This is a genomic window from Nocardia camponoti, from assembly GCF_014646135.1.
Classification (GTDB): Bacteria; Actinomycetota; Actinomycetes; order Mycobacteriales; family Mycobacteriaceae; genus Nocardia; species Nocardia camponoti.
This window is the reverse complement of record NZ_BMMW01000002.1, coordinates 395,794-417,552: the sequence shown is the minus strand read 5'-3', so window position 1 is coordinate 417,552 and position 21,759 is coordinate 395,794. Positions and strand designations below refer to the sequence as shown.

The 21,759-nt window shown below is 65.0% G+C and carries 17 protein-coding genes, 1 tRNA gene and 1 pseudogene; 10 read left to right on the top strand and 9 right to left on the bottom strand.

Annotated elements, in window-relative coordinates; genetic code table 11:
• Positions 1-11: 11 nt before the first annotated feature.
• Together IEX78_RS10180 and IEX78_RS10175 are read right to left on the bottom strand one after the other, a co-directional pair.
• Positions 12-1,661 (bottom strand): fatty acyl-AMP ligase, encoded by a 1,650-nt coding sequence (locus tag IEX78_RS10180; protein WP_188828669.1) that lies wholly within the window; start codon positions 1,659-1,661, stop codon positions 12-14.
• 278 nt (positions 1,662-1,939) lie between these two features.
• Positions 1,940-3,142 carry an aminotransferase class V-fold PLP-dependent enzyme gene (locus IEX78_RS10175; RefSeq protein WP_188828668.1) on the bottom strand — a complete coding sequence of 401 codons (1,203 nt, stop codon included), beginning with the start codon at positions 3,140-3,142 and terminating at the stop codon, positions 1,940-1,942.
• Between the two features lie 112 nt (positions 3,143-3,254).
• Here IEX78_RS10175 and egtA point away from each other — a divergent pair, with 112 nt between their 5' ends.
• From egtA to egtD, 4 genes are read left to right on the top strand one after another with little or no spacing between them, the layout of a single operon-like run.
• Positions 3,255-4,514 carry an ergothioneine biosynthesis glutamate--cysteine ligase EgtA gene (egtA, locus tag IEX78_RS10170; protein ID WP_188828667.1) on the top strand — a complete coding sequence of 420 codons (1,260 nt, stop codon included), beginning with the start codon at positions 3,255-3,257 and terminating at the stop codon, positions 4,512-4,514.
• A gap of 52 nt (positions 4,515-4,566) precedes the next feature.
• Positions 4,567-5,904, top strand: a complete 1,338-nt coding sequence (gene egtB, locus IEX78_RS10165; protein WP_188828666.1) for an ergothioneine biosynthesis protein EgtB — start codon at positions 4,567-4,569, stop codon at positions 5,902-5,904.
• 41 nt (positions 5,905-5,945) lie between these two features.
• A complete protein-coding gene (gene egtC, locus IEX78_RS10160; RefSeq protein WP_188828665.1) occupies positions 5,946-6,779 on the top strand; it encodes an ergothioneine biosynthesis protein EgtC in 834 nt (277 codons plus the stop codon).
• Positions 6,776-7,747, top strand: coding sequence for an L-histidine N(alpha)-methyltransferase (gene egtD, locus IEX78_RS10155; RefSeq protein WP_188828664.1), 972 nt, complete (start codon positions 6,776-6,778; stop codon positions 7,745-7,747). Before egtC ends, egtD begins: the two co-directional genes overlap by 4 nt.
• Here egtD and IEX78_RS10150 read toward each other — a convergent pair.
• From IEX78_RS10150 to IEX78_RS10130, 5 genes are all read right to left on the bottom strand, one after another.
• Positions 7,744-8,127, bottom strand: a complete 384-nt coding sequence (locus IEX78_RS10150; RefSeq protein ID WP_188828663.1) for a hypothetical protein — start codon at positions 8,125-8,127, stop codon at positions 7,744-7,746. The genes egtD and IEX78_RS10150 overlap by 4 nt on opposite strands.
• A 52-nt stretch (positions 8,128-8,179) precedes the next feature.
• Positions 8,180-8,944, bottom strand: coding sequence for a hypothetical protein (locus IEX78_RS10145; RefSeq protein ID WP_188828662.1), 765 nt, complete (start codon positions 8,942-8,944; stop codon positions 8,180-8,182).
• Between the two features lie 172 nt (positions 8,945-9,116).
• Positions 9,117-10,097: a ribose-phosphate diphosphokinase gene (locus tag IEX78_RS10140; protein WP_188828661.1), complete on the bottom strand. Its 981-nt coding sequence runs from the start codon at positions 10,095-10,097 to the stop codon at positions 9,117-9,119.
• Positions 10,094-11,584, bottom strand: coding sequence for a bifunctional UDP-N-acetylglucosamine diphosphorylase/glucosamine-1-phosphate N-acetyltransferase GlmU (gene glmU, locus IEX78_RS10135; RefSeq protein WP_188828660.1), 1,491 nt, complete (start codon positions 11,582-11,584; stop codon positions 10,094-10,096). Before glmU ends, IEX78_RS10140 begins: the two co-directional genes overlap by 4 nt.
• A gap of 40 nt (positions 11,585-11,624) precedes the next feature.
• A tRNA-Gln gene (locus IEX78_RS10130) sits at positions 11,625-11,695 on the bottom strand.
• 255 nt (positions 11,696-11,950) lie between these two features.
• Here IEX78_RS10130 and IEX78_RS10125 point away from each other — a divergent pair.
• From IEX78_RS10125 to IEX78_RS10100, 6 genes and pseudogenes are all read left to right on the top strand, one after another.
• Positions 11,951-12,568 carry a TetR/AcrR family transcriptional regulator gene (locus tag IEX78_RS10125; protein ID WP_188828659.1) on the top strand — a complete coding sequence of 206 codons (618 nt, stop codon included), beginning with the start codon at positions 11,951-11,953 and terminating at the stop codon, positions 12,566-12,568.
• Between the two features lie 223 nt (positions 12,569-12,791).
• Positions 12,792-13,442: pseudogene (locus IEX78_RS10120) on the top strand (TetR family transcriptional regulator).
• Positions 13,443-13,559: 117 nt separating this feature from the next.
• Positions 13,560-17,183, top strand: a complete 3,624-nt coding sequence (gene mfd, locus IEX78_RS10115) for a transcription-repair coupling factor (RefSeq protein WP_188828658.1) — start codon at positions 13,560-13,562, stop codon at positions 17,181-17,183.
• Positions 17,180-17,890, top strand: coding sequence for a nucleoside triphosphate pyrophosphohydrolase (locus tag IEX78_RS10110; RefSeq protein ID WP_188828657.1), 711 nt, complete (start codon positions 17,180-17,182; stop codon positions 17,888-17,890). Before mfd ends, IEX78_RS10110 begins: the two co-directional genes overlap by 4 nt.
• Positions 17,891-17,986: 96 nt before the next feature.
• Positions 17,987-18,427: a hypothetical protein gene (locus IEX78_RS10105; protein ID WP_188828656.1), complete on the top strand. Its 441-nt coding sequence runs from the start codon at positions 17,987-17,989 to the stop codon at positions 18,425-18,427.
• 44 nt (positions 18,428-18,471) lie between these two features.
• Positions 18,472-19,047: a TerD family protein gene (locus tag IEX78_RS10100; protein WP_188828655.1), complete on the top strand. Its 576-nt coding sequence runs from the start codon at positions 18,472-18,474 to the stop codon at positions 19,045-19,047.
• A 7-nt stretch (positions 19,048-19,054) separates the two neighbouring features.
• On the opposite strand, the gene IEX78_RS10095 is transcribed toward IEX78_RS10100, so the two are convergent.
• Together IEX78_RS10095 and IEX78_RS10090 are read right to left on the bottom strand one after the other, a co-directional pair.
• On the bottom strand, positions 19,055-20,440 hold the full coding sequence (locus IEX78_RS10095; protein ID WP_188828654.1) for an MATE family efflux transporter: 1,386 nt from the start codon (positions 20,438-20,440) through the stop codon (positions 19,055-19,057).
• A 279-nt stretch (positions 20,441-20,719) separates the two neighbouring features.
• Positions 20,720-21,754, bottom strand: coding sequence for a PLP-dependent cysteine synthase family protein (locus IEX78_RS10090; RefSeq protein ID WP_188828653.1), 1,035 nt, complete (start codon positions 21,752-21,754; stop codon positions 20,720-20,722).
• Between the last annotated feature and the right edge of the window lie 5 nt (positions 21,755-21,759).

Sequence of the window (21,759 nt, the reverse complement as noted above, 5' to 3'; positions counted from 1 at the left end):
CTTTTTTTGAGCTATCGCAAGTGCATCGCGGTTGCCGCACGTCGCAATTTGCCTGACGAGGTCTTAGGCAATGCGCCCGGCCCAAGCACCGCGACGGTGCGTGGGCGGACACCTACTTCGGAAAACACCCCGTGCACGATGTCTTTTTCCATCCGCCGTACCTCGTCGGAGTCCTCGTACTCGGCGGATTCGACTACTACGGCGAAACTTTCGCGCTTATCGCCCGCGTCGAGCCGCACCGCGACCGCGTTGCCCGGCCGTACCCCTCGCACGCGCAGCGCGGCGCGTTCGATGTCGGTGGGGTAGATGTTGCGCCCGCCCATGATGATCACGTCTTTGCGCCTGCCGCACACGACGACCAGGCCCTCTTCGGTGAAGTAACCAAGGTCGCCGGTGTCGAGCCAGCCTTGCTCGTCTTGTGCGGAAAGGAAGCCGTCGACGGTCACGTAGCCGGAAGTGACCGCCCGACCGCGTAATTCGATGATGCCGACCGAACGGACGGGCAACGGCTGACGTTCGTCGTCGACGATGCGGCCTTCAAGATCGTCGACGAGGTAGCCGAGCGTGGGGAGCTTGCGCGCGTTGGCTGGCCCGTCGACAGGAACAGGCACCGCTTTGCCAACGGCTTCGAGCAGGTCGGCGTCGACCACGTCGACCACCGTGCCCTGGCCAGGATCGGGGATCGACACGGCGAGGGTGGTTTCGGCCATGCCGTACACCGGGGTGAGCGCCATCGCGCTGAGTCCGAACGGCTTTCCTGCTTCGGCTAGTTCGGCCATCGTGTCGGGATCGACCGGTTCCGCGCCGTTCCACATGTACCGCACACTCGACAGGTCGATGTTCGGCGATTCCGCTTGCCGCAGCCGACGGGCAAGCAGCGAGTACGCGAAATTCGGTGCGGCAGTGACAGTTCCGCGATATTTGCTGATGAGCTCAGCCCACAGCAGGGGGCGCGCGAGGAAGTCGAGCGGCGTGACGCAGACGACCTCGGCCCCGAATTGCATTGGGACAGCGAGGAACCCGACCATACCCATGTCGTGGAACAGGGGCAGCCAGCTGACCATGACGTCGTCGTCAAGGGAGAACTTGACCCGGTTGAACATGGCGGCGGCGTTGGTATAGAAGTTCCCATGCGTGACGCGCACCGCCTTGGGCGAGCCGGTTGACCCAGAGGTCAACTGCTGCAACGCGATATCGCTTTCGGTGGTGGAAAGTGGATCGGTGTCGACACCCGCTGCCAACTCCTCGATGCGCACAACCCGGATGCCGCGCTCACGCAAAACCGGTTCCGCCGCGTCAAAAGGTGCGCCGAGCACAACGGCGTCGGCTTCGATCATCCGCAGGACAGTTTCGGTATCGCGCACCCAGACCGCGAGATCGGTGCGCGGGGTTGGCTGGTGCAACATCGTGATGGCCGCGCCGCGCATCCAAATGGCCTGACAGACCGGCGCGATGTCGACCGGCAGACCGGCCAGCACGCCAACCGCGTCGCCGTGGCCGATGCCAGCCGCCGCTAGCCCGCCGGACATACGGCGGGCGAGCTGATGGATTTCCCCCCAGGTGTGCCGGACCGGCGCATCTGGTTCTCCGGTGACCAAACCCCGCGCACAAGGCGGCGTGGACAACGCGGTGGCAAACATTTCGTCGGTGAACCTGCTCAACGTCGGACCCCTTTGCGCCAACGATCAGTTACGGCCGTGCTCCGAACATGCTCCGAACAATCCCGCCCTACCTGCCCCGGTGTTGACCCCTAATTACCTTGGCGAAATGCTGCGCTCGACGATGAGGGCGGTCCCTATGGTTTACCCGATGCCACCGACAAAGCCTGCATCAGTGTCGCAGTCACGGCCCTGACCTGGGCCGAAACGGACGAGCGGGTGCGTAAATGGGCCATGACAACAACTGTCGTTGACTCGACAACGAATTAGCCGCGCACGGCTCACATTGATGCTGGCGGAATTGACTTCGCGCAACGAAGTATTTCGGTGAGCGCGGCGATGAAACGGTCAATATCGCCATGCGACACGAAATAGTGCGGCGACGCGCGTAGGACCGACGACAATCCGCGCGCGCTCATGTCGAGCAACGTCGAACTGGCGTGACTCACCGTGACGGTCACCGCATCGTCGCGCAGGCGGTCGCGCAACGCTTCGGGGTCCTGGCCAGCGACCGTGAACGACACGATGCCGCTGTTGTCGACACCTTGGTCGCGCACGGTCACGCCATCGACCTCACGCAGTCGCGCGCGTAGGTAAGCCGCCCGGTCAGCGACGGCCGCGTACACCTGCTCGGGACCCAAGTCGAGCAGGTACCGCACGGCAGCGCCCAGCCCAAGGCGCGCGGCAACCGAAGACTCCCAAAACTCGAATCGGGTTGCGTCCGGCGCGAGTTCGTATTCGGTCGGGCTGACCCATGCCGCGCTGTGCAGGTCGAGCCGACCGGGCTCGAACGCGGTCGCGTCGCGGACGTAGAGGAAACCGGTGCCTCGCGGCCCACGCAACCACTTGCGTCCGGTCGCCGACATCGCGTCGACGCCCAGCGCGGCCATGTCGATGGGCAACTGCCCGATCGACTGGCACGCGTCAAGGAGGACGAGCGCGCCAACTTTGTGCGCCAATTCGGTGGCGGCGGCGACGGGATTCACCAGTCCGCCGTTTGTTGGCGCGTGTTGCAGTGACACGACCCGAACCCGGTCGTCGAGCAGGTCGGCAAGGGCAGCCAGATTCAGTGCCCCGGTGGGGTCACTGGGAATGTGCTCGACTGTCGCGCCGGTCGCCCGCGCGCGTTGCAGCGCCGCGATCGCGTTGCTCGCGTAGTCGACACCGGAGATGAGGATGCGATCGCCGGGTCGCAGCGGGATCGAGTAAAAGAAATCCCCCCATGACCTGCTCGCACTGTCGCTGAGCGCGATGGTGTCGGCCGTCGCGCCGATCAGGGTGGCGATATCGGCTTTCACCGCGTCCAGTTCGGCGAGCCGTTCGTTTGCCGCACGATAGCCGCCGACGGTCGCTTCGCTGCGCAGGTGAGCGATGACGGTTTCGGTAACCACGTTCGGCGGCAGGGACGAACCGGCGCTGTCGAGGAAGATTTTGTGGTCGTCGAGGCCGGGGGTTTCGGCGCGCACGGCCGCTAGGTCGATCATGGGGTTCCACCCTAATCCGAAAGCTTGTTCGCCATTTCGTCACTTTTTCTGTCGGTGGGTCTCGCTACTCTGGATGGATATCGTCGGCAGCACCCAGCGCGCGGAGGTTGGCATGGCAATCATCATGGAGCGTTCTTCGCGGCCCAAAGGTGGCCTCGACCAGGGGGAACTCACATCGCGGGCAGCTGCGGAAGCCTACGTTGGCGGGGTGTGTTTCAAACTCGGGCCACCTCGGCTGATCGGTGCCGAACTGGAATGGCTCACCGCCGATCGCACGGGCGCGCGTCCCTCACTAGCCACCATCGTCGCCGCGCTCGGGCCACACGCTCCCGCTTCTCTCGCGCCGGCTTCGCCCGCGCAACCACTGCCCGGTGGTTCGGTCGTCACCATCGAACCGGGTGGTCAGATCGAACTTTCCAGCGCTCCCTTCGCTGATCCAGCCCTCTTGACCGCGCGTTTGCGTGCGGATGCCGCGCGGTTGCGCGATCTGCTCGCCGTTGCTGGAATCGGCATGATCGCCGCTCCCGCCGACGCCGAACGCGCACCTCAGCGCGTGCTTGACCTGCCGCGATACGCGGCGATGGAACGCCATTTCGCTGGCATCGGACCCTTCGGCGCGCTCATGATGTGCAACACCGCGGCCACGCAGGTCAGCATCGACGCGGGTGCCGATCCGCGCGAGGTACGCGCCCGGTGGACCGCGCTGTATGTGGTCGGGCCCGCGCTCATCGCGGCGTTCGCCTGCTCGCCGAGGTTGCACGGTGCCCCGGCGGGCGAATGGGCGTCACAGCGCATGCGCACGTGGTTGCGGCTGGATCCGGCCCGCACGCGGCCGCCCGTCGCCGATTGGGCCGACCCCATCACCGCGTACGCGCACTGGGCGCTCGACGTGCCACTGCTGTGTGTGCGATGTACCGAGGAAAGTGCCGACTGGTCACCGCCCGCCGGTGCAACCTTCGCCGATTGGCTCTCCGGAGCGCTCGACGACGAGGTGGGTCGCAGGCCAACCCAGGCCGATCTCGACTACCACCTCACCACCCTCTTTCCGCCGGTCAGGGCTTCTGGTCACCTTGAGGTTCGTTACCTCGACACCCAGCCGGGCGAGAATTTCGACATCCCGATTCACCTTTTCGACGCGCTGATGTCGTCGCCGGACACGGTTTCGGCAGCAACGACGGTTGCCAGTCCGGTCGCCGGTCAGTGGCTTGACGCCGCTCATCATGGGCTTCGCGTGCCCGAGTTGCGCAGGGTTGCCACCGACCTGTTCGAGCTGGCGTCCGACAACGCGCGCACCGCCGAAGCGGCAACGCGGCTACAGGAATTCGCACGTCAATGCCGCGCTGCGGGCCGTGGAGCGTATCGCGGCAGTTAAGCGCGCGTGTTCTCGAATTACCTTGTCGCCCAACAGTATTCGGAGACCTACCGTGACCCTGTCCGCTCCCGCCGACCACACGTCGCGCGAACAACTACGCGCCCGCATCGCCGAGGTGCTTGCCCGGGCTCGGGCCCGTACCCACACGCTCACCGATGCCGTCGACACGAATGAGCTTGTCGCCCAACATTCGCCACTCATGAGCCCGCTCGTGTGGGACCTCGCGCATATCGGCAATCAGGAAGAACTGTGGTTGGTGCGCGACGTTGGCGGTCGCGAAGCGGTGCGCGCCGACATCGACGAGCTTTACGACGCGTTCAAGCACGCGCGCGTGAACCGGCCCGCGCTGCCCCTGCTCGATCCGGGCCAAGCGCGCGGCTACGTGGGCGCCGTGCGCGAAAAGGTGTGGGACGTGCTCGAATCCGCATCGTTCGATGGCGGTCCGCTGCTCGCGAACGGGTTCGCGTTCGGGATGATCGCCCAGCACGAGCAGCAGCACGACGAGACCATGCTCGCCACGCATCAGCTACGCGTGGGCGCGCCCGCGCTGTCGGCGCCGGCACCCCCCAGCGCGGTTGTCGCCGCCAGCGGCGAGGTGCGCGTGCCCGCTGGCGAGTTCACGATGGGCACCTCAGCCGACCCGTGGGCGCTCGACAATGAGCGGCCCGCGCACCCGGTTTTTGTTGACGCGTTCGCGATCGACGTCGCGCCCATCACCAATGAGCAGTACGTCGCGTTCATCGCCGACGGCGGCTACGACCGGCCCGAACTGTGGTCCGAACGTGGTTGGGCGCATCGGGTCGAAGCGGGGCTCACGGCCCCGCAATTCTGGGAACGCGACACCGATGGTGCGTGGTATCGAAGGGCTTTTGGCGTCCGAACGCCGTTGGCACCGAAGCAGCCGGTGGTGCACGTGTGCTGGTTTGAAGCCGAAGCCTATGCGAACTGGGCGCACAAACGGTTGCCCACTGAGGCAGAGTGGGAGAAGGCCGCGCGCTACGACCCGGCAACCGGCACGTCGCGGCGGTACCCGTGGGGTGAAGACGACCCCAGCCCGCGCACCGCGAACCTGGGTCAACGTCATCTAGAACCGGCCGAGGTCGGCGCGTACCCCGAAGGTGCTTCGGCGCTTGGCGTTCAGCAGCTGATCGGCGACGTGTGGGAGTGGTGCTCAAGCGGTTTCGACGCCTACCCCGGCTTCCGCGCGTTCCCGTACCGCGAGTACTCGGAGGTTTTCTTCGGCGGCGACTACCGCATGCTGCGCGGAGGTTCGTTCGGCACCGACGCGGTGGCGTGCCGTGGCACGTTCCGCAACTGGGACCACCCCATCCGCCGCCAGATCTTCGCCGGTTTCCGCTTGGCCCGCGACCTGGGTCCGGATGAACTATGAAGCTAGCCAATGCTTCTCGATCAAGGACGAGGTGTCGCTAGATGTGTCGACACCTCGGGTACATCGGCCCACCTCATGCCGTCGGCGAACTGCTCGTGCGCGGCCCGCATTCGCTTGTCGTTCAATCGTTTACGCCCCTTGAAATGCGCGGGGGCGGCACGATCAACGCCGACGGATTCGGGGTCGCCTGGTGGCGAAATGCCGACGTCGGCATTGGACATGAGCGCGCGGCCGTCACCGCCTATCGCAATCCCGCGCCAATCTGGACCGACCCTGCCGTGGAAGAGGTGCTGCCACAACTGGAATCGCGTTCGGTAGTCGCTGCGGTGCGGTCGGCGACGGTCGGTATGCCGCTGTCGCGCGAAGCGTGCGCGCCGTTCACCGACGACCATTGGGCGTTCAGCCACAACGGTGTCGTCCCCGATTGGCGGGTGCACCTGCCCGCCGCCCAAGCCTCGCTCGACGACCAGTTCGCCGTTTACGGGCAGTCGGCGATGCTGTTCGACCTCACCACACTCACCGACTCGGCCGCGCTGTGGTGGCTGCTGCGAGGGCTGCTCGCCGCGATTACGCCCGACGGACCGATCACGTCCCCGGCACAGGCGCTCGCCGTGCTCACCGACGCGGTCATCCAGGTCGCGCCCAGTTCGCGACTAAACCTGTTGCTAGGCAATGGCTCCGAGCTGTGGGCAACCACTTGCTACCACTCGCTGTCGGTGCTTGTCGCCGACGACTACACCGTCATCGCCTCCGAACCGTTCGACGCCGACCCCCGTTGGCAAGCCGTCCCCGATCGTCACTTGGTTGTCGCCACTCCCGGCGCGGCCACGATTACCTCACTAGACAGTTCAGTCACCGAAAGGGTTGTTTCATGACAGCGCCGCTGTTGGATATTCACCTGACCGACGACGACCTCACCATCGGCCTGCGCACCGACGCCCTCAGTGGTCTCACCGCAACGCCAAAGACCTTGCCGCCCAAGTGGTTCTACGACGCACGCGGCAGCGAACTGTTCGAGCAAATCACGTTGCTACCCGAGTACTACCCGACGCGCACCGAACGGGCACTGCTCGCGCGCGTCGCTGACGAGATCGCGACGGCCGCGCATCCCGAAGTCCTCGTTGAGCTCGGCTCGGGTTCGGCCGTGAAAACCCGACTGCTGCTTGACGCGCTTACCGCCGAGGGTTCGCTGAAAACCTATGTGCCCCAGGATGTTTCCGCATCCGCGTTGCGCGCGGCGGCGGCCGAGATTGCCGAAGAATACCCGCAGCTAGGCGTACACGGTGTGGTCAGCGACTTCACCGACACCCTGCACAACCTGCCGCGCGGGGGCCGTCGCATGATCGCCTTCCTCGGCGGCACCATCGGCAACCTCGTCCCCACTGAGCGCGCGGAGTTTCTCGCTGGCATCAACGAGGTACTTGAACCGGGCGAGCTGCTGCTGCTTGGGGCGGGCCTCGTGATCGACCCTGCGGTCCTCGTCCCCGCCTACGACGACGCGCAAGGCGTGACCGCCGAGTTCAACCGCAACGTCCTGCATGTGCTCAACGGCAGGTTGGGTGCCAACTTCCACCCCGAGCAGTTTGAGCACGTCGCGCACTGGGACGCCGAGAACTCCTGGATCGAAATGCGGTTGCGCGCGACCGCGCCGATGACGGTGACCGTCGCTGAACTCGGACTCACCGTGACCTTCGCCGAAGGCGAGGAGATGCGCACCGAGATTTCGGCGAAGTTCACCCGGGACGGACTAGGTGCCGAGTTGGCCCAGGCGGGCTTCGCGCTCACTGACACCTGGACCGACCCCGACGAGCGGTTCGCCCTGTTCCTCGCCCAGCGACGTTAAAGGTCGAGATCGTCGGCGTGGTACTCGCCTGAGATCAGGTTCTCGTCGCCTTCGAGGTCTTGTTCCACGCCTTCTTCGCCGTTGAGGTCGTAGCCGTAGCGGTCGTCGAAGAGGTCGCCGTCGACGGCCCCTTCGCCGCGCACGCTCATCGCCGCCACCTCGGCAGGACGCTCGTCCTGCTCAAGCGCGGCGTGGGCGGCACCGCGTTCGGTCCACTCCTCGCTGACTTCCTTATTGATGCCGAGGAAGCCATTGGCGTCGGCTTCGTGATCGCGGATCACGTAGTCACGCGGCGGGTCTTCGACGAAACGCTCGTATTCGACGATGTCATTGGCCTGGTCGTCATCGCCCATGTCGAAGTCAAGAGGTTCACGGCTCATACGTTCCAGTATTCGCCTCGCGGCCGATCTGTGCAGGCAGGCACGCGCGAGCCTACTGGTCGGTGGTCGGCACGACCGGGGTGTCGTAGAACCACACGCGAAACGCGATCGCCGCCAGCATCGCGACGAGCGCGGCTAACGCGGCCCAACCGCCGAGTGGCTCGCCGCGCTTGCGCCCATAAAGCCCGAAACCGATCCCGACTGGGCCGAACAGGATCGGGAAGAAAACAAGCGCGATGCCCGCGCACACGAACCCGACCGTCGCCCAGATTTGCCGACCCGACGTCGCGGCTTGGCCGTCGTCAGGGAGAGCGGGTGCGGGCAGGTCGTAGGAGACGCCGGGACGGCCGGTTGGGTCGGTGGGCTCTTCGGGCTCGGCCGGGGCGTCACTCGACGGGATCCCATCGGCGGGACCGCCGTAGGAAAGCGCGGGACGTTCCGCGCGACCGGTCGGGGTTTTGTCCTGCACTAGATCGGGGTGGTCACGCGCTAAATCGAAGATATTGCCGAGCGCGGTAGGGTCGTCGGCGCTGGTCCCGGTGGCTTTGGGCTTGGCCTTGGACTTGGCGGGTTCAGCGGACTCCTTGCGCTCGTCGTCAAAGACCGACCTGCGCGGCTCATCGTCATCGAAGTTGATATCGAGATCGCCCTCCGACTCAGCGACGGCCTCAAACACCGGTTCCGAAGGTTCCGATGGCGAATCCTCGGCATCCTGGGCTGCCGACTTGTCCCCGCGTCGCGGTGGCAACCGCACCGCATCCGGCGGCTCCTGTCCAGGAACAGGCGGAATGTGCGGATCCGACGCGTCACCACTCATGTTTCCCAGTATCGCCGGGATTGAGCAACACGCCAGTAACCGTGCGTCAGGAGGCGTAGGTGTCTAACGAGACGGGGACCCACGCGCCAGCCCGGCGCTGATCAACCCGGTGTTGATAAAAGCGGCGAGGCCGCGCCCAAACTGGGCACGGCCTCGACAAAACGGCAGGAAATTACGCGTTGCCGTTGAAAAGCTGTGTGACAGAACCGTTTTCGAAGACCTCGCGGATGGTGCGGGCCAGCAGCGGCGCGATCGACAGCACCGTCAGCGTGGGGAACTTCTTGTCCTCGCTGATGGGCAGGGTGTTGGTGACGACAACTTCCTTGGCACCGCACGCGGCGAGGCGCTCGGCGGCAGGGTCGGAAAGCACGCCGTGGGTGGCGGCGATAACGACGTCGCCCGCGCCAGCTTCCTTGAGGACCTTGACCGCGCCCGCGATGGTGCCGCCGGTGTCGATCATGTCGTCGATCAGGATGCAGGTACGACCAGCGACGTCACCGACAACGCGGTTGGAGACAACCTGGTTGGGCACGAGCGGGTCGCGGGTCTTGTGGATGAACGCCAGCGGCGTGCCACCGAGCGAGTCGGCCCACTTCTCAGCGACCTTCACGCGGCCCGCGTCGGGAGAGACGACGGCGAGGTTGTCGGAGGCGTAGTTGGTGCGGATGTACTCCGACAGCTGCACGAGCGCGTGCATGTGATCGACGGGGCCATCGAAGAAGCCCTGGATCTGGTCGGTGTGCAGGTCGACGGTGATGATGCGGTCGGCACCGGCGGTCTTGAGCAGGTCGGCGACGAGACGAGCCGAAATGGGCTCGCGGCCACGGTGCTTCTTGTCCTGGCGCGCGTACGGGTAGAACGGCAGCACGGCGGTGATGCGCTTGGCCGACCCGCGCTTGAGCGCGTCGATCATGATGAGCTGTTCCATCAGCCACTGGTTGAGCGGCGCGGGGAAGCTCTGCAGCACGAAGGCGTCGGAACCACGGACCGACTCCTCGAAGCGAACGAAAATCTCGCCGTTGGCGAACTCACGCGCGGTCTGCGGCGTGATGTCGACGTCGAGTTCCTTGGCGACCTGCTCGGCAAGCTCGGTGTGTGACCGACCCGCGAAGAGCATCAAGTTCTTCTGGTTGTCGATCGAGAACGCGGTCACTGCTGGTTGCCATCCTTTTGCTCGATTGTCATATCTGACGTCTCGTTTGCCGCGATGGCTTCCGCCGCCGCGATTGCCGCAGCGGTTCCTGGACGGTTGCGCTGCACCCAGTTCTCAATAATGCGCTGTGGCCCACCAGACACCGCGAGTGCACCCGGTGGAACGCTTCTGCGCAGTACAGTACCCGCACCCGAATAGGCGCCGTCACCCACGGTGACCGGGGCGATGAACATGGTGTCGCAACCAGTTTTCACATGCGAACCGACCACAGTGTGGTGCTTAGTGACGCCGTCATAGTTCACAAAAACGCTCGACGCGCCGATGTTGCTGTACTCGCCGATCGTCGCGTCGCCGACATACGTCAGATGCGGAACCTTCGTGTGCGCGCCGATCGATGCGTTCTTCGTTTCAACGAATGTGCCGATTTTGCCTTCGTCGCCTAAGACAGTGCCCGGGCGCAGGTAGGCGAACGGGCCGACGGATGCGCCGTCGCCGATGCGCGCGCCAGTGCCGTGCGTGCGAATAACGCTCGCGCCGGCACCAACCGCGACGTCAGTGAGGGTCGTATCAGGCCCGATTTCGGCGTCTTCGCCAATCTCGGTTGTCCCGAACAGTTGCGTGCCCGGGCGCAAAACCGCGTCGCGACTGATCCGCACGCTCGCGTCGATCCAGGTCGTCGCCGGGTCGATGATCGTGACGCCGTTGCGCATGTGTCGTTCGAGGATGTAGCGGTTGAGCGTCGCGCCTGCCTCGGCGAGCTGCACACGGTCGTTGACCCCGGTGACCTTGTTCGAGTCGACAAGTCGCGCGCCGTGGACCGGATGCCCGGCCTCACGCGCGAGCTTCAACACGTCGGTGAGGTAGAGCTCGTGCTGGGCGTTCGCGGTGGAAAGTCGCTTGATCATCGTGCGAAGCACGGTCGCGTCGAAGGCGTAAACACCCGAGTTGACCTCGGTAATGCGGGCCTGTTCGGGTGTCGCGTCGGCATGTTCGACGATTTCGGCGACCGAACCGTCGTCGTCGCGCACGATGCGGCCGTAACCGTTGGCGTCGTCGGGAACGAAGGTCAACACGGTGACAGCGGGCCGGTCGGCGTAGCTGCGATGTTCGTCGAGCAGCGCGGCGAGGGTGTGCCCGTCGAGGAGCGGCACGTCGGCTGAGGTGACGAGCAGGTCGCCGGTGAAGTCGTCAGGGAGCGCGGTGAGCGCGCATTGCACGGCGTGGCCGGTGCCCAACTGTTGATCTTGAACCGCGCAGTCGATCTCGCGCGCCAACTTCTTCGCGACCTCGCCAACAGCGGATTCGACCTTCTCGCGGTCGTGGCCGACCACGGTGATCAGGTGCGCGGGGTCAATTTCGTCAGCGGCGTGCAGCGCGTGCGAAAGCATCGAACGCCCAGCCAGCGGGTGCAGTACCTTCGGCGTCTTCGATCGCATCCGGGTGCCTGCCCCGGCTGCGAGAACAACGACGGCAGTCTGCGGAGGCATGGATCTCCCGGGTTCGGTCGGTCGATGGTGTGCCCGTGTGCTCCGCCGCCAGGACTCGAACCTGAACTATCTGAACCAAAATCAGAGGTGCTGCCATTACACTACGGCGGATCGCGACACCAGTGGACCGCGGAAGTCCACCACTGTGCTAGGGCACACGGGTGATCCTCGCACACGATGGCGTCGGATGCCCAATCACCCCGGCCGCCTGTCGTGTCCGGCTGTCGTATGCACGCCGATCCGGCCTTGTTAGCCTTCCACACGCACGCGCCTCTTTCGCGAGCACATCGCACAACATGACCGGGCTGAACGCATAGAGCGGGGGAGCGTGTGACTTCTGGGGAGACCAAACCGTCTCGGACGCGCATGACGGGCACGCAGCGCAGGCAGCAGCTGATCGAGATTGGGCGCGCGCTTTTCGCCGAGCGCGGCTACGACGCGACGTCGATCGAGGAGATCGCGCAGCGCGCGCAAGTGTCAAAACCGGTGGTGTATGAGCACTTCGGCGGGAAAGAGGGGCTTTACGCCGTCGTCGTCGACCGTGAGATGTCGATGCTGTTGGAAATGGTCACGTCCTCGCTGACCCAGAATCGGTCGCGCGTGCGGTTGGAGCAGGTCGCCCTCGCTCTGCTCACCTACATCGAAGAACGCACTGACGGTTTCCGCATCCTGGTCCGCGACCAACCGGTGACGAACTCCGATGGTCGCTACTCAAGTCTGCTCAACGAGGCCGTGAACCAGGTCGCGCACCTGCTCGCCGGTGATTTCGGTCGACGTGATTTCGACACCAGCCTCGCCCCGCTGTACGCACAGGCGCTCGTTGGCATGGTTTCCACGACAGCCACCTGGTGGCTCGACGAGCGCACCCCGCCAAAAGAGGTGGTCGCTGCCCATCTGGTGAATCTGTGTTGGAACGGTTTGTCGCATCTGGAAGCCGAACCGGGGCTCAGCTCCGAATGGAATGGGAAGAGTGAGCGGGCGTGAGGTCGGTGCGAGAAGTCCGCGAGAAGCTAAGGGCCACAACGTTGCAAGTGGTAGCCGGGTGATAGCGCCTTTCGCAGACCGAATGCAGGATTCGGCTGCCTAATGTGGCGCTGATGGTACGGTTCTCCCATCCTTTTGGGTGCTGCCGGGCTGTATGTCGAACAAACTTCGGGATGTCGGTTTACTTCAGGATGGCTGGATTATTGGATGACAGGCGGATCTGATGGCTAGGCAAGCGCGCGCGGAGATCACCCGCGACTCCGTCCTTGCTGGCGCTGCCGATGTCTTTCTCCGACTCGGTTACGCGAACGCGAGTTTGAGCGAAATCATCTCGCAGTCCAATGTGACCAAGGGGGCCTTGTACTTTCACTTTGGGTCGAAGGAAGAGCTCGCGCGGGCGGTGGTTGACCAGGGCAACGAGTGACTCATCGGTGCGTGCCAGGGTTTCTTCGACAATCGGGTGCCCGCGCTTGAGGCGTGCATCGGCATCACCTATGTGGTCGCTGACCTGTCGATGAACGACGCGATGGTCGGCGCGATGCTCAAGCTCACGCATCAGATCGGCGACTACCGGGGTGCCCAGGGCGACAACATCGCCAAAGTTTGGGGCGAAACCTATCGGTTGCTGGCCGAGCGCGCGATCGCGCAGGGCGACCTCGACTCCGAGCTCGATGCCGACGTCGTTGGCATCCTGCTTCAGCAGCTCACCGCGGGCGTGCACATCGTCGCTGTTGGCACTGAGACGATGGACCAGATGGCGACGCGCATGGAGCGGGCCTGGTATTTCCTGCTTCCCTCGCTTGTTCCGCCGGAGAAGCTGTCGTATTTCCGCGAGTTCGCCGCGCGCCGGTTGCGGCGCTACGTCGTTACCTAGGCTCGCGCAACATCGCTCGGCAAAGCCGCTCGGGATTTTCTGTCGGTGCGCACGACTAGACTCGTCGCCAGACTCGCCGAACATCCCGTCTGCGTCCAGGAGCGTGCTTTGTCGACCGTGTCGTCCCCCCCAAAACCGCCGCTCGCAGGGCTGGCAGAGGTTGCCGGTCGCGATGCCGCGCTGCGTACCGTCGCTGATCTTGTTGGTAAGGCTGGGGTCGAGCTAGTCGCGCCGTCGGCGGCACGCCCGTTTGTCGCCGACACTATCGCCGCGCATCGTCCGCTTGTCGTCGTCACGGCTACCGGTCGTGAGGCCGACGATCTCGCGACCGAACTCACCGACATGCTCGGCAAGTCGGTCGCGCTTTTCCCGTCATGGGAAACGCTGCCGCACGAACGGCTGTCTCCGGGTGCCGACACGGTCGGCAAGCGCCTTGAGGTGCTGCGTCGCCTCGCCCACCCCGAAGACCCGGTTTATCCCGACCCGCTGCGTGTCGTCGTCACGACCGTTCGGTCGCTGATGCAGCCCATGACGGCAGGGTTGGGCGATGTCGAGCCCATCGTGCTGCGCGTCGGTGCGGAGTCCGATTTCGACGAATTGCTTACGCGCCTAGTCGAATTCGCGTATCAGCGCGTCGACATGGTTGGCAAGCGCGGTGAGTTCGCGGTGCGCGGCGGCATCCTCGACCTGTTCCCGCCAACGGCAAGCCACCCGGTTCGCATTGAGTTTTGGGGCGACGAGGTCAGCGAGATTCGTGAGTTCTCGGTGGCCGATCAGCGGTCGATCGCCGACCACGAGGTGAAGCAGGTGGTCGCGCAGCCATGTCGCGAACTGCTGCTCACCGAACCGGTACGCGAACGGGCAACCGCCGCCGCTGCCGAACATGCCGCCGACGCCGCGCTCGTTGAAATGCTCGACAAGATCGCCGAAGGCATCCCGGTCGACGGCATGGAAGCGCTGCTCCCGGTGCTCGCCCCGGGCACGATGAGCCTGCTCACCGAGGCGTTGCCCGAAGGCACCACGCTCCTGCTGTGCGATCCGGAGAAAATCCGCACCCGCGCTGCCGACCTGGTTCGCACCGGCGAAGAGTTCCTTGAAGCGTCGTGGACGGCGGCGTCGTTCGGCAGTGAAGCCCCACTTGGCGCGAACGGCCTCGACCTCGCCGCGTCCGGTTATCGCGGTCTCGCCGAACTGCACGCCAGCGCCGATCAGCGCGGGCTGCCGTGGTGGACGATGAGCCCGTTCGCCTCCGGCGATCCGGTCGAAGTGGTGTTGGGCATCCAGCCCGGACCTACCGCGCGCGGTAATGAGGAGCAGGTCGCGACCATTTTCGCGTCGCTGCGCGCGCACGTCACCTCCGGTGGAACGGCCGCGATCGTCGTCACCGGGCATGGCACGGCCGCGCGCATTATGGAACGTCTCGGCGACGCCGATGTGCCCGCCGCGCTGGTTGCTGAGGGGGTCGCGCCGGAGCCGGGCATCGTCGCTGTCATGTGCGGTTCGCTGCACGACGGGCTCATTTTCGATGAATCGGGCCTGGTCATCGTCGCCGAATCCGACCTCACCGGCAACCGCGTCACCTCCCCAGGCGACGGCCGCAAGTTGCCAGCCAAGCGCCGCAACCAGGTCGATCCGCTCGCGCTCACCTCGGGCGACATGGTGGTCCATGACCAGCACGGCATTGGCCGGTTCGTTGAAATGATCGAGCGCACCATTGGCGGTGCGCGGCGTGAATATCTGGTCATCGAGTACGCGCCGAGCAAGCGCGGTCAGCCGGGCGACCGTCTTTTCGTGCCGATGGAGTCGCTCGACCAGCTTTCGCGTTACGTCGGTGGTGAGATGCCGAGCCTGTCGAAGCTCGGCGGTTCGGACTGGACCAACACAAAACGCAAGGCGCGCAAGGCGGTTCGTGAGATCGCTGGCGAACTCGTTCAGCTGTACGCGGCTCGTCAAGCCGCGCCCGGTCACGCGTTCGCGCCCGATACGCCGTGGCAGCAGGAGATGGAAGACGCGTTCGCGTTCACCGAAACCGACGACCAGATGACGGCCATTACCGAGGTCAAGGCCGACATGGAGAAGGCCGTTCCGATGGACCGCGTCGTCTGTGGCGACGTTGGTTACGGCAAAACCGAGATCGCGGTACGCGCCGCGTTCAAGGCGGTGCAGGACGGCAAGCAGGTCGCGGTACTTGTGCCGACAACTCTTCTCGCACAACAGCATTTGCAGACTTTCGCCGACCGCGTCGCTGGCTTCCCGGTCACGGTGAAGGGGCTTTCGCGGTTTACCGATCCGGCTGAGGTGAAGGAAATTCTGGCCGGGCTTGCCGACGGCAGCGTCGATATCGTGGTCGGCACCCACCGCCTGCTCACCAAATCGGTGCGCTGGAAAGACCTTGGGCTTGTTGTTGTCGATGAGGAACAGCGCTTCGGTGTCGAACACAAGGAGCACATCAAGGCGCTGCGTACCCACGTCGATGTGCTCACCATGTCGGCAACGCCCATCCCGCGCACCTTGGAAATGAGCCTGGCAGGCATTCGCGAGATGTCGACCATCCTCACCCCGCCCGAAGAGCGTCACCCTGTGCTCACCTATGTCGGCGCCTACAACGACAAGCAGGCCACCGCCGCGATTCGCCGTGAACTTATGCGCGACGGTCAGGTTTTCTACGTACACAACCGGGTGTCGTCAATCGACAAGGCCGCCAAGCATATTCGCGACCTCGTGCCTGAGGCGCGCGTCGCGGTCGCGCACGGGCAGATGAACGAGGAAGCGCTCGAACGCACCGTCGAGGGGTTCTGGAAGCGCGAATTCGACGTGCTCGTGTGCACCACGATCATCGAGACTGGCCTCGATATCTCCAACGCCAACACCCTCATCGTGGAACGTGCTGATTCCCTTGGTCTTTCGCAGCTGCACCAGTTGCGTGGGCGTGTCGGTCGTTCGCGCGAACGTGGTTATGCCTACTTCCTGTACCCGCCGGAGAAGCCGCTCACCGAGACGGCGTACGACCGTCTCGCCACGATCGCGCAAAACTCCGACCTGGGCGCTGGCATGGCGGTCGCGATGAAGGACTTGGAGATTCGTGGTGCGGGCAACGTGCTCGGTGCCGAACAATCCGGCCACGTCGCTGGCGTCGGCTTCGACCTTTATGTGCGGCTTGTCGGTGAGGCGGTCGAGGCCTATCGCGCGGCTGCCGACGGTAAGCCGGTCGTCACTGAAGAGGTTAAGGAGGTTCGCATCGACCTGCCCGTCGACGCGCACATCCCACCCGACTACATCGCAAGCGACCGCCTGCGCCTTGAGGCGTATCGCAAACTCGCTGCGGCGCAGGATGATTCGCAGCTCGCCGCGGTCATCGAAGAGCTTGTCGACCGCTACGGTGCGCCGCCGGTCGAGGTCGAGCGGCTCGTCGCGGTGGCCAAGCTGCGTCTACTCGCTCGCGAATACGGCATCACCGAGATCGTTGTCGCCGGGGCTGGCGTGAAGATTGGGCCGTTCATGAATCTGCCCGATTCCAAGCAGTTGCGGCTTAACCGCCTCTATCCCAGCTCCACGTACCGCCCAACCACCGGACTGGTGCAGGTGCCGCTGCCACGCGTCGCCGACAGTGTCGGTGCCGACCGAGTACGCGACATCGACGCGCTGCAATTCGTCGCCGACCTGCTGCTCGCCCTTGATGGCAAGCCGCAGGGCTCGGTCGACCTGTCTGCTCCGGTGGTGGCCCCGACGGTGGCGCGATGAAAGACGAACTCCCCGACCCCGATACCGCGCAGGTGGCGGCCAGTTTGGCCAGCGCGGTCGACGTGATGGACCGGATGTGGCGCTTCGGCGGCTGGGAAATCACCCAGACGCACGACTCGCTTCGCCCGTATTTGCTTGAGGAAACCTACGAATTGCTTGACGCGATTCAGTCGGGGGACACCGAGACCATCAAGGAAGAACTCGGCGACCTGCTCTTGCAGGTACTTTTCCACTCGCGCATCGCCGAGGAGGCAGGCGAGTTCACCGTCGACGATGTCGCCGCCGCGCTCGTTGACAAGTTGGTGCACCGCAGTCCGCACCTGCTCGCCGACGAGCCAGCACCCGAAGTCCCGTTCGCCGAAAAGCTCGCCGCGCAGGAAAAGGCATGGGAGACACGCAAATCCGCCGAGAAGTCGCGGCGCTCGTGTCTCGACGGCATCGCGATGGCGCAGCCCGCGTTGGCGCTCGCGGAGAAGGTCATCGCGCGGGCCAGTCTGGCTGGGCTGCCCGGCGAATTGATCCCTGCCGACCTTCGCCACGTTGAGTTGGGCGGTCCCGACAGCGCTGAGGAACGCCTACGCAAAGCCACGCTGTCGTTCGCGTCCGTGATCGCCGCCGCCGAGGACGCCGCCGAAGCCGATCGCGGCCAACGCGACCCGCTCACCGCCGCCGACTGGCACAAGTACTGGCCCGCCACTTCCGAGTAATCGCGGGCAATGTCAATGCGCGCGTGCGGTAGTGCGAACTAAACTCGAATGCGAGCTAAGGACTTCGACAGCGAACGATCTTCTTGAGGTGACGTGATGGCAACTGAGGTCGAACATCCCGAGCTTGCGGTGCTGCCGGAGTGGCCGGTCGAGACGATCGCTGTTTTGGTCACCACCGACCCTGCCCCGCATGCGATTCCCGTTTCGTGGCCGGTGCGCGCTGGTGATCATCGAATCCTGTTGAGCCTCAGGTCAAATCGCGGTTCGCTCGCCCGGCTTCGCGTGCAGCCTGAGGTTGCGTTGCTCATTCTTGGCGGCGGCGATGTGGCGTTGTGCGCGCGTGGCCGGGCGAAGGTTATCGCTGAGCAAATGCCGACGGCGCAAGAGTATGCGGCGGTGCAAATCGACGTGGATGTCATCGACGATCACCGTCAGGGGGCCTTCGCCGTGGCTGCGGGGATTCAACGCGAAGTACTCGACGATAGCGAGTTGCTCGCACTGCGAGAACGGGTCGCAACCTTGCGATCTTGGACGTAAGTTACTTCACAGCACACCATTTCAGTCAGAACAGAAGGGTTCTCATGAGCGTCACACTCGCTAAGGGCGGCAACGTCTCGCTGTCGAAGCAGACCGATCACCTCACCAAGGTTTCGGTCGGGCTCGGCTGGGATGTGCGGACTACCACCGGTGCTGAGCACGACCTCGACGCCAGCGCGTTGGCGACTGGCCCCAACCTCAAGGTGCTGTCGGACCAGCACTTCATTTTCTACAACAACCTGCTCTCGCCCGAGGGCACCATCGAGCACACCGGCGACAACCTCACCGGTGAGGGCGACGGCGACGACGAGACCATCAACGTCGACCTGGTCGCTACGCCCCCGTCGATCACCAACATCTTCTTCCCGGTTTCGATTCACGACGCGGTGGCGCGTGGACAGTCGTTCGGGCAGATCCGCAACGCCTACATTCGGGTCACCGACTCGAACACCGGCGTTGAGCTCGCGCGCTACGACCTGTCCGAAGACGCGTCGACCGAGACCGCGATGGTGTTCGGCGAGCTGTACCGCCACGGCAACGAGTGGAAGTTCCGTGCCATCGGCCAGGGTTACGCGTCGGGTCTTGAAGGCATCGCGCGCGACTATGGCGTGCGGATCTAGGTCCCCGCTAAGTCCCGGCAGCAACAGATTCGGGTGTGCTGAGCGCGGCGGCGTTGTCGATGAGGGCGAAGTATTTGCGCAGCATCAACAACGCGGTCGCGGCTAGGCCGAGCGTGAGGCCCCACCACACTCCTGCCGGACCAAGATTCAGCGGGAACGCGAACAGCAGCGCGGCGGGCAGGCCAACGGCCCAGTAGCCGACAAGCGAGAGTCGCAGCCCCGTTGTTGTGCGTTTGAGGCCGCGGAGTAGTCCGGTACCGATGTTTTGCGCGGCGTCGAAGAACTGCAACACGATGCCGATCTTTAAGAGCGTGTAGGCGATATTTTCGGTGCTGGAATCGGTCGGGTTCAGGAAGGGTGCGAGCACGAATCCCGGTGCCGCCCAATATAAAACGCCGGTCACTAGCGTGATTGCGCCAGCGAAGGCGAGCGCGAGCCACGCGACGACGCGAGCTTCGGTGAAATCGCGTCGCGCGACGTGACGGCTCACCAAGATCGAAGCCCCGTGCGACAACCCGATCGCGAGCTGGAACACGATATAGATCACCTGGTAAACCACGTTGTGGGCGGCGAGCGCGGCAGGGCCGAAACTGCCCATCACCAGGGCGAGCACGGAGAACATCCCGGCTTCCGAACCGTAGGTGAGGGCGATCGGGGTGCCGAGCCGGACCTCGTCGATCAGGGTTTTGCGGGTCAACGGCCACGGCGTTGTCGGCAACGTCCGGCCGAGGAGTGGGTCATGATGGACCATCGCCCACAGGACCGCGCAGGTCACCGCGAAAACGAGCGAAGTCGCGATGCCGATACCGGTGAGGCCGCACGCGGGCAAGCCCAGCCAACCTTGGATAAAGGCAAGGGCAAGAACAAGATTCAGCGCGACCGAGCCCAGCGTGACGAGCAGCAGCGCCTGCGGTTTACGCATTCCGACCGAATACTGCCGCAGCACTTGGAACCACAGACACGGCAGTAGGCCGGGTGCGAGTGCGATCATCATCGGGCGTGCCGCGTCGAAAACGGCGGCGTCCTGGCCGAGCCAGGGGAGTAGCCAGCCGAGCCCGATGAGAACAGCGCCGCCGATCAGGGCGGCGAACGTGGCGATCACGAACGCCGCGCGCACGACGCCGCGCACGTCTTCGTCGGCCCGCACGCCACGCCGCTCGGCGTCACTCACGACGCTGGCGACCTGATTTCCACTGCCGGTGATCAGCCCAACGCACATCGTGCGGATTTGGTTGAACAGCACCAGTGCGAGGCCGCCGGCCGCGACTTCATCGACGCCGAGCGTGCCCATGAGCGCGAGATTGGTCGTCGAAACGGCGACTTGCGCGAGTTGGGTGAGCGCGATCGGTGCCGCTAGTCGACTGAGCGCGCCCGCTTCGATGCGCACGCTCATCCCGTGACCACTAGTCGACTGAGCGCGCTCACTTCGATCCGCATGCTCACCCCTCGACTACTAGCCGACTGAGCGCGCGCGCGTCGATGCGCACGCTCATCCCATGACCGCTAGTCAACTGCGAGCGCTCGCGTCGTTCCGCACGCTTATCCCTTGACGTCGTCTGGCACGAGCGGCGCGCATCCTTGGTCGCAGGCGAGGACGGTTGCGCTAGCGGCTCGGTTTCGCTGCGTGCGTGGCTGGGCTGAAACCCGGGGAGTCGGTGCGCGCGCTGGCTTTTCACTCCGCCGGGACCAGGTCGGCGCGGTTACTTGGTGCGTACTGGCGCAACAGTGCGCTGACCTCGGCTTCCATGCCAGGGTCGAGCAGGTCGTGCGCGCCCATCCACTCGTCGTCGAAAACGGTGTCGAGGTACTTCTCGCCGCCGTCGCAGACGATCGTGACGACCGTTGAGCCAGGCGGAAATTCGGCAAGTCGCTCCAGTGCGACGTGCACCGAACCGCCAGCCGATCCGCCAAGCAATAGGCCGTGGGTGCGGGCGATCGCGCGTGCTGTCGCGAACGCGTCGACATCGGACACCTTCACGCCCTCGTCAAGCAGGGTGTAGTCGACCGCCGTGCCGATCGTCGCGCCCGGCGGCGTGCCGGTGCCCGATTGCCAGTACGGACCACCCGGCCCGCCAAAGGCGATCGACCCGACGGGCTCAACGCCGATCACGCGGGCCGGTCGACCAAGGTCGGCGAGCCTGCGCGCCGTGCCGAACAGGGAACCGCCGGTGCCCACGGCAGAGACGAGGATGTCGACTCGGTCGAGGTCGGCCAGCAGTTCGTCGGCGACCGCGTAGTAGCCGACGGCGTTGGCCGGGTTGTTGTGCTGCTCGGTGAAGTACGCGTCGGGGCGGGCGGCGGCCATCGCTTCGGCGAGGTCTTCGCGTGCGGACGTGGCGAGGTCGTCGCCTGCGGCGTCGTCGCCGACGAAAACGAGCGTCGCGCCGAGCGCCCGCATCGCGCGGAGTTTGTCCTTGCACGCGTGATTGTCGACGACGGCGGTGAAGCGGTACCCGCGCTCTGCGGCGACGACGGCGAGGCCCAAACCGGTGTTGCCGGAAGTGGATTCGATGATGTGGCCGCCAGGCCGGAGTAGCCCGCGTTCCTCAGCGTCGAGCACCATCGAGCGGGCCATCCGGATCTTCGCCGCACCGGTGGGGTTGTGCTGCTCAAGTTTGAGTAGCAGGCGGGTGCCGGTGTCGGTGGTTGCGAGCTCGAAAACCGGGGTGCGGCCGATCAGATCCGTCACGCGCGTGACGAGAGTCATGAACG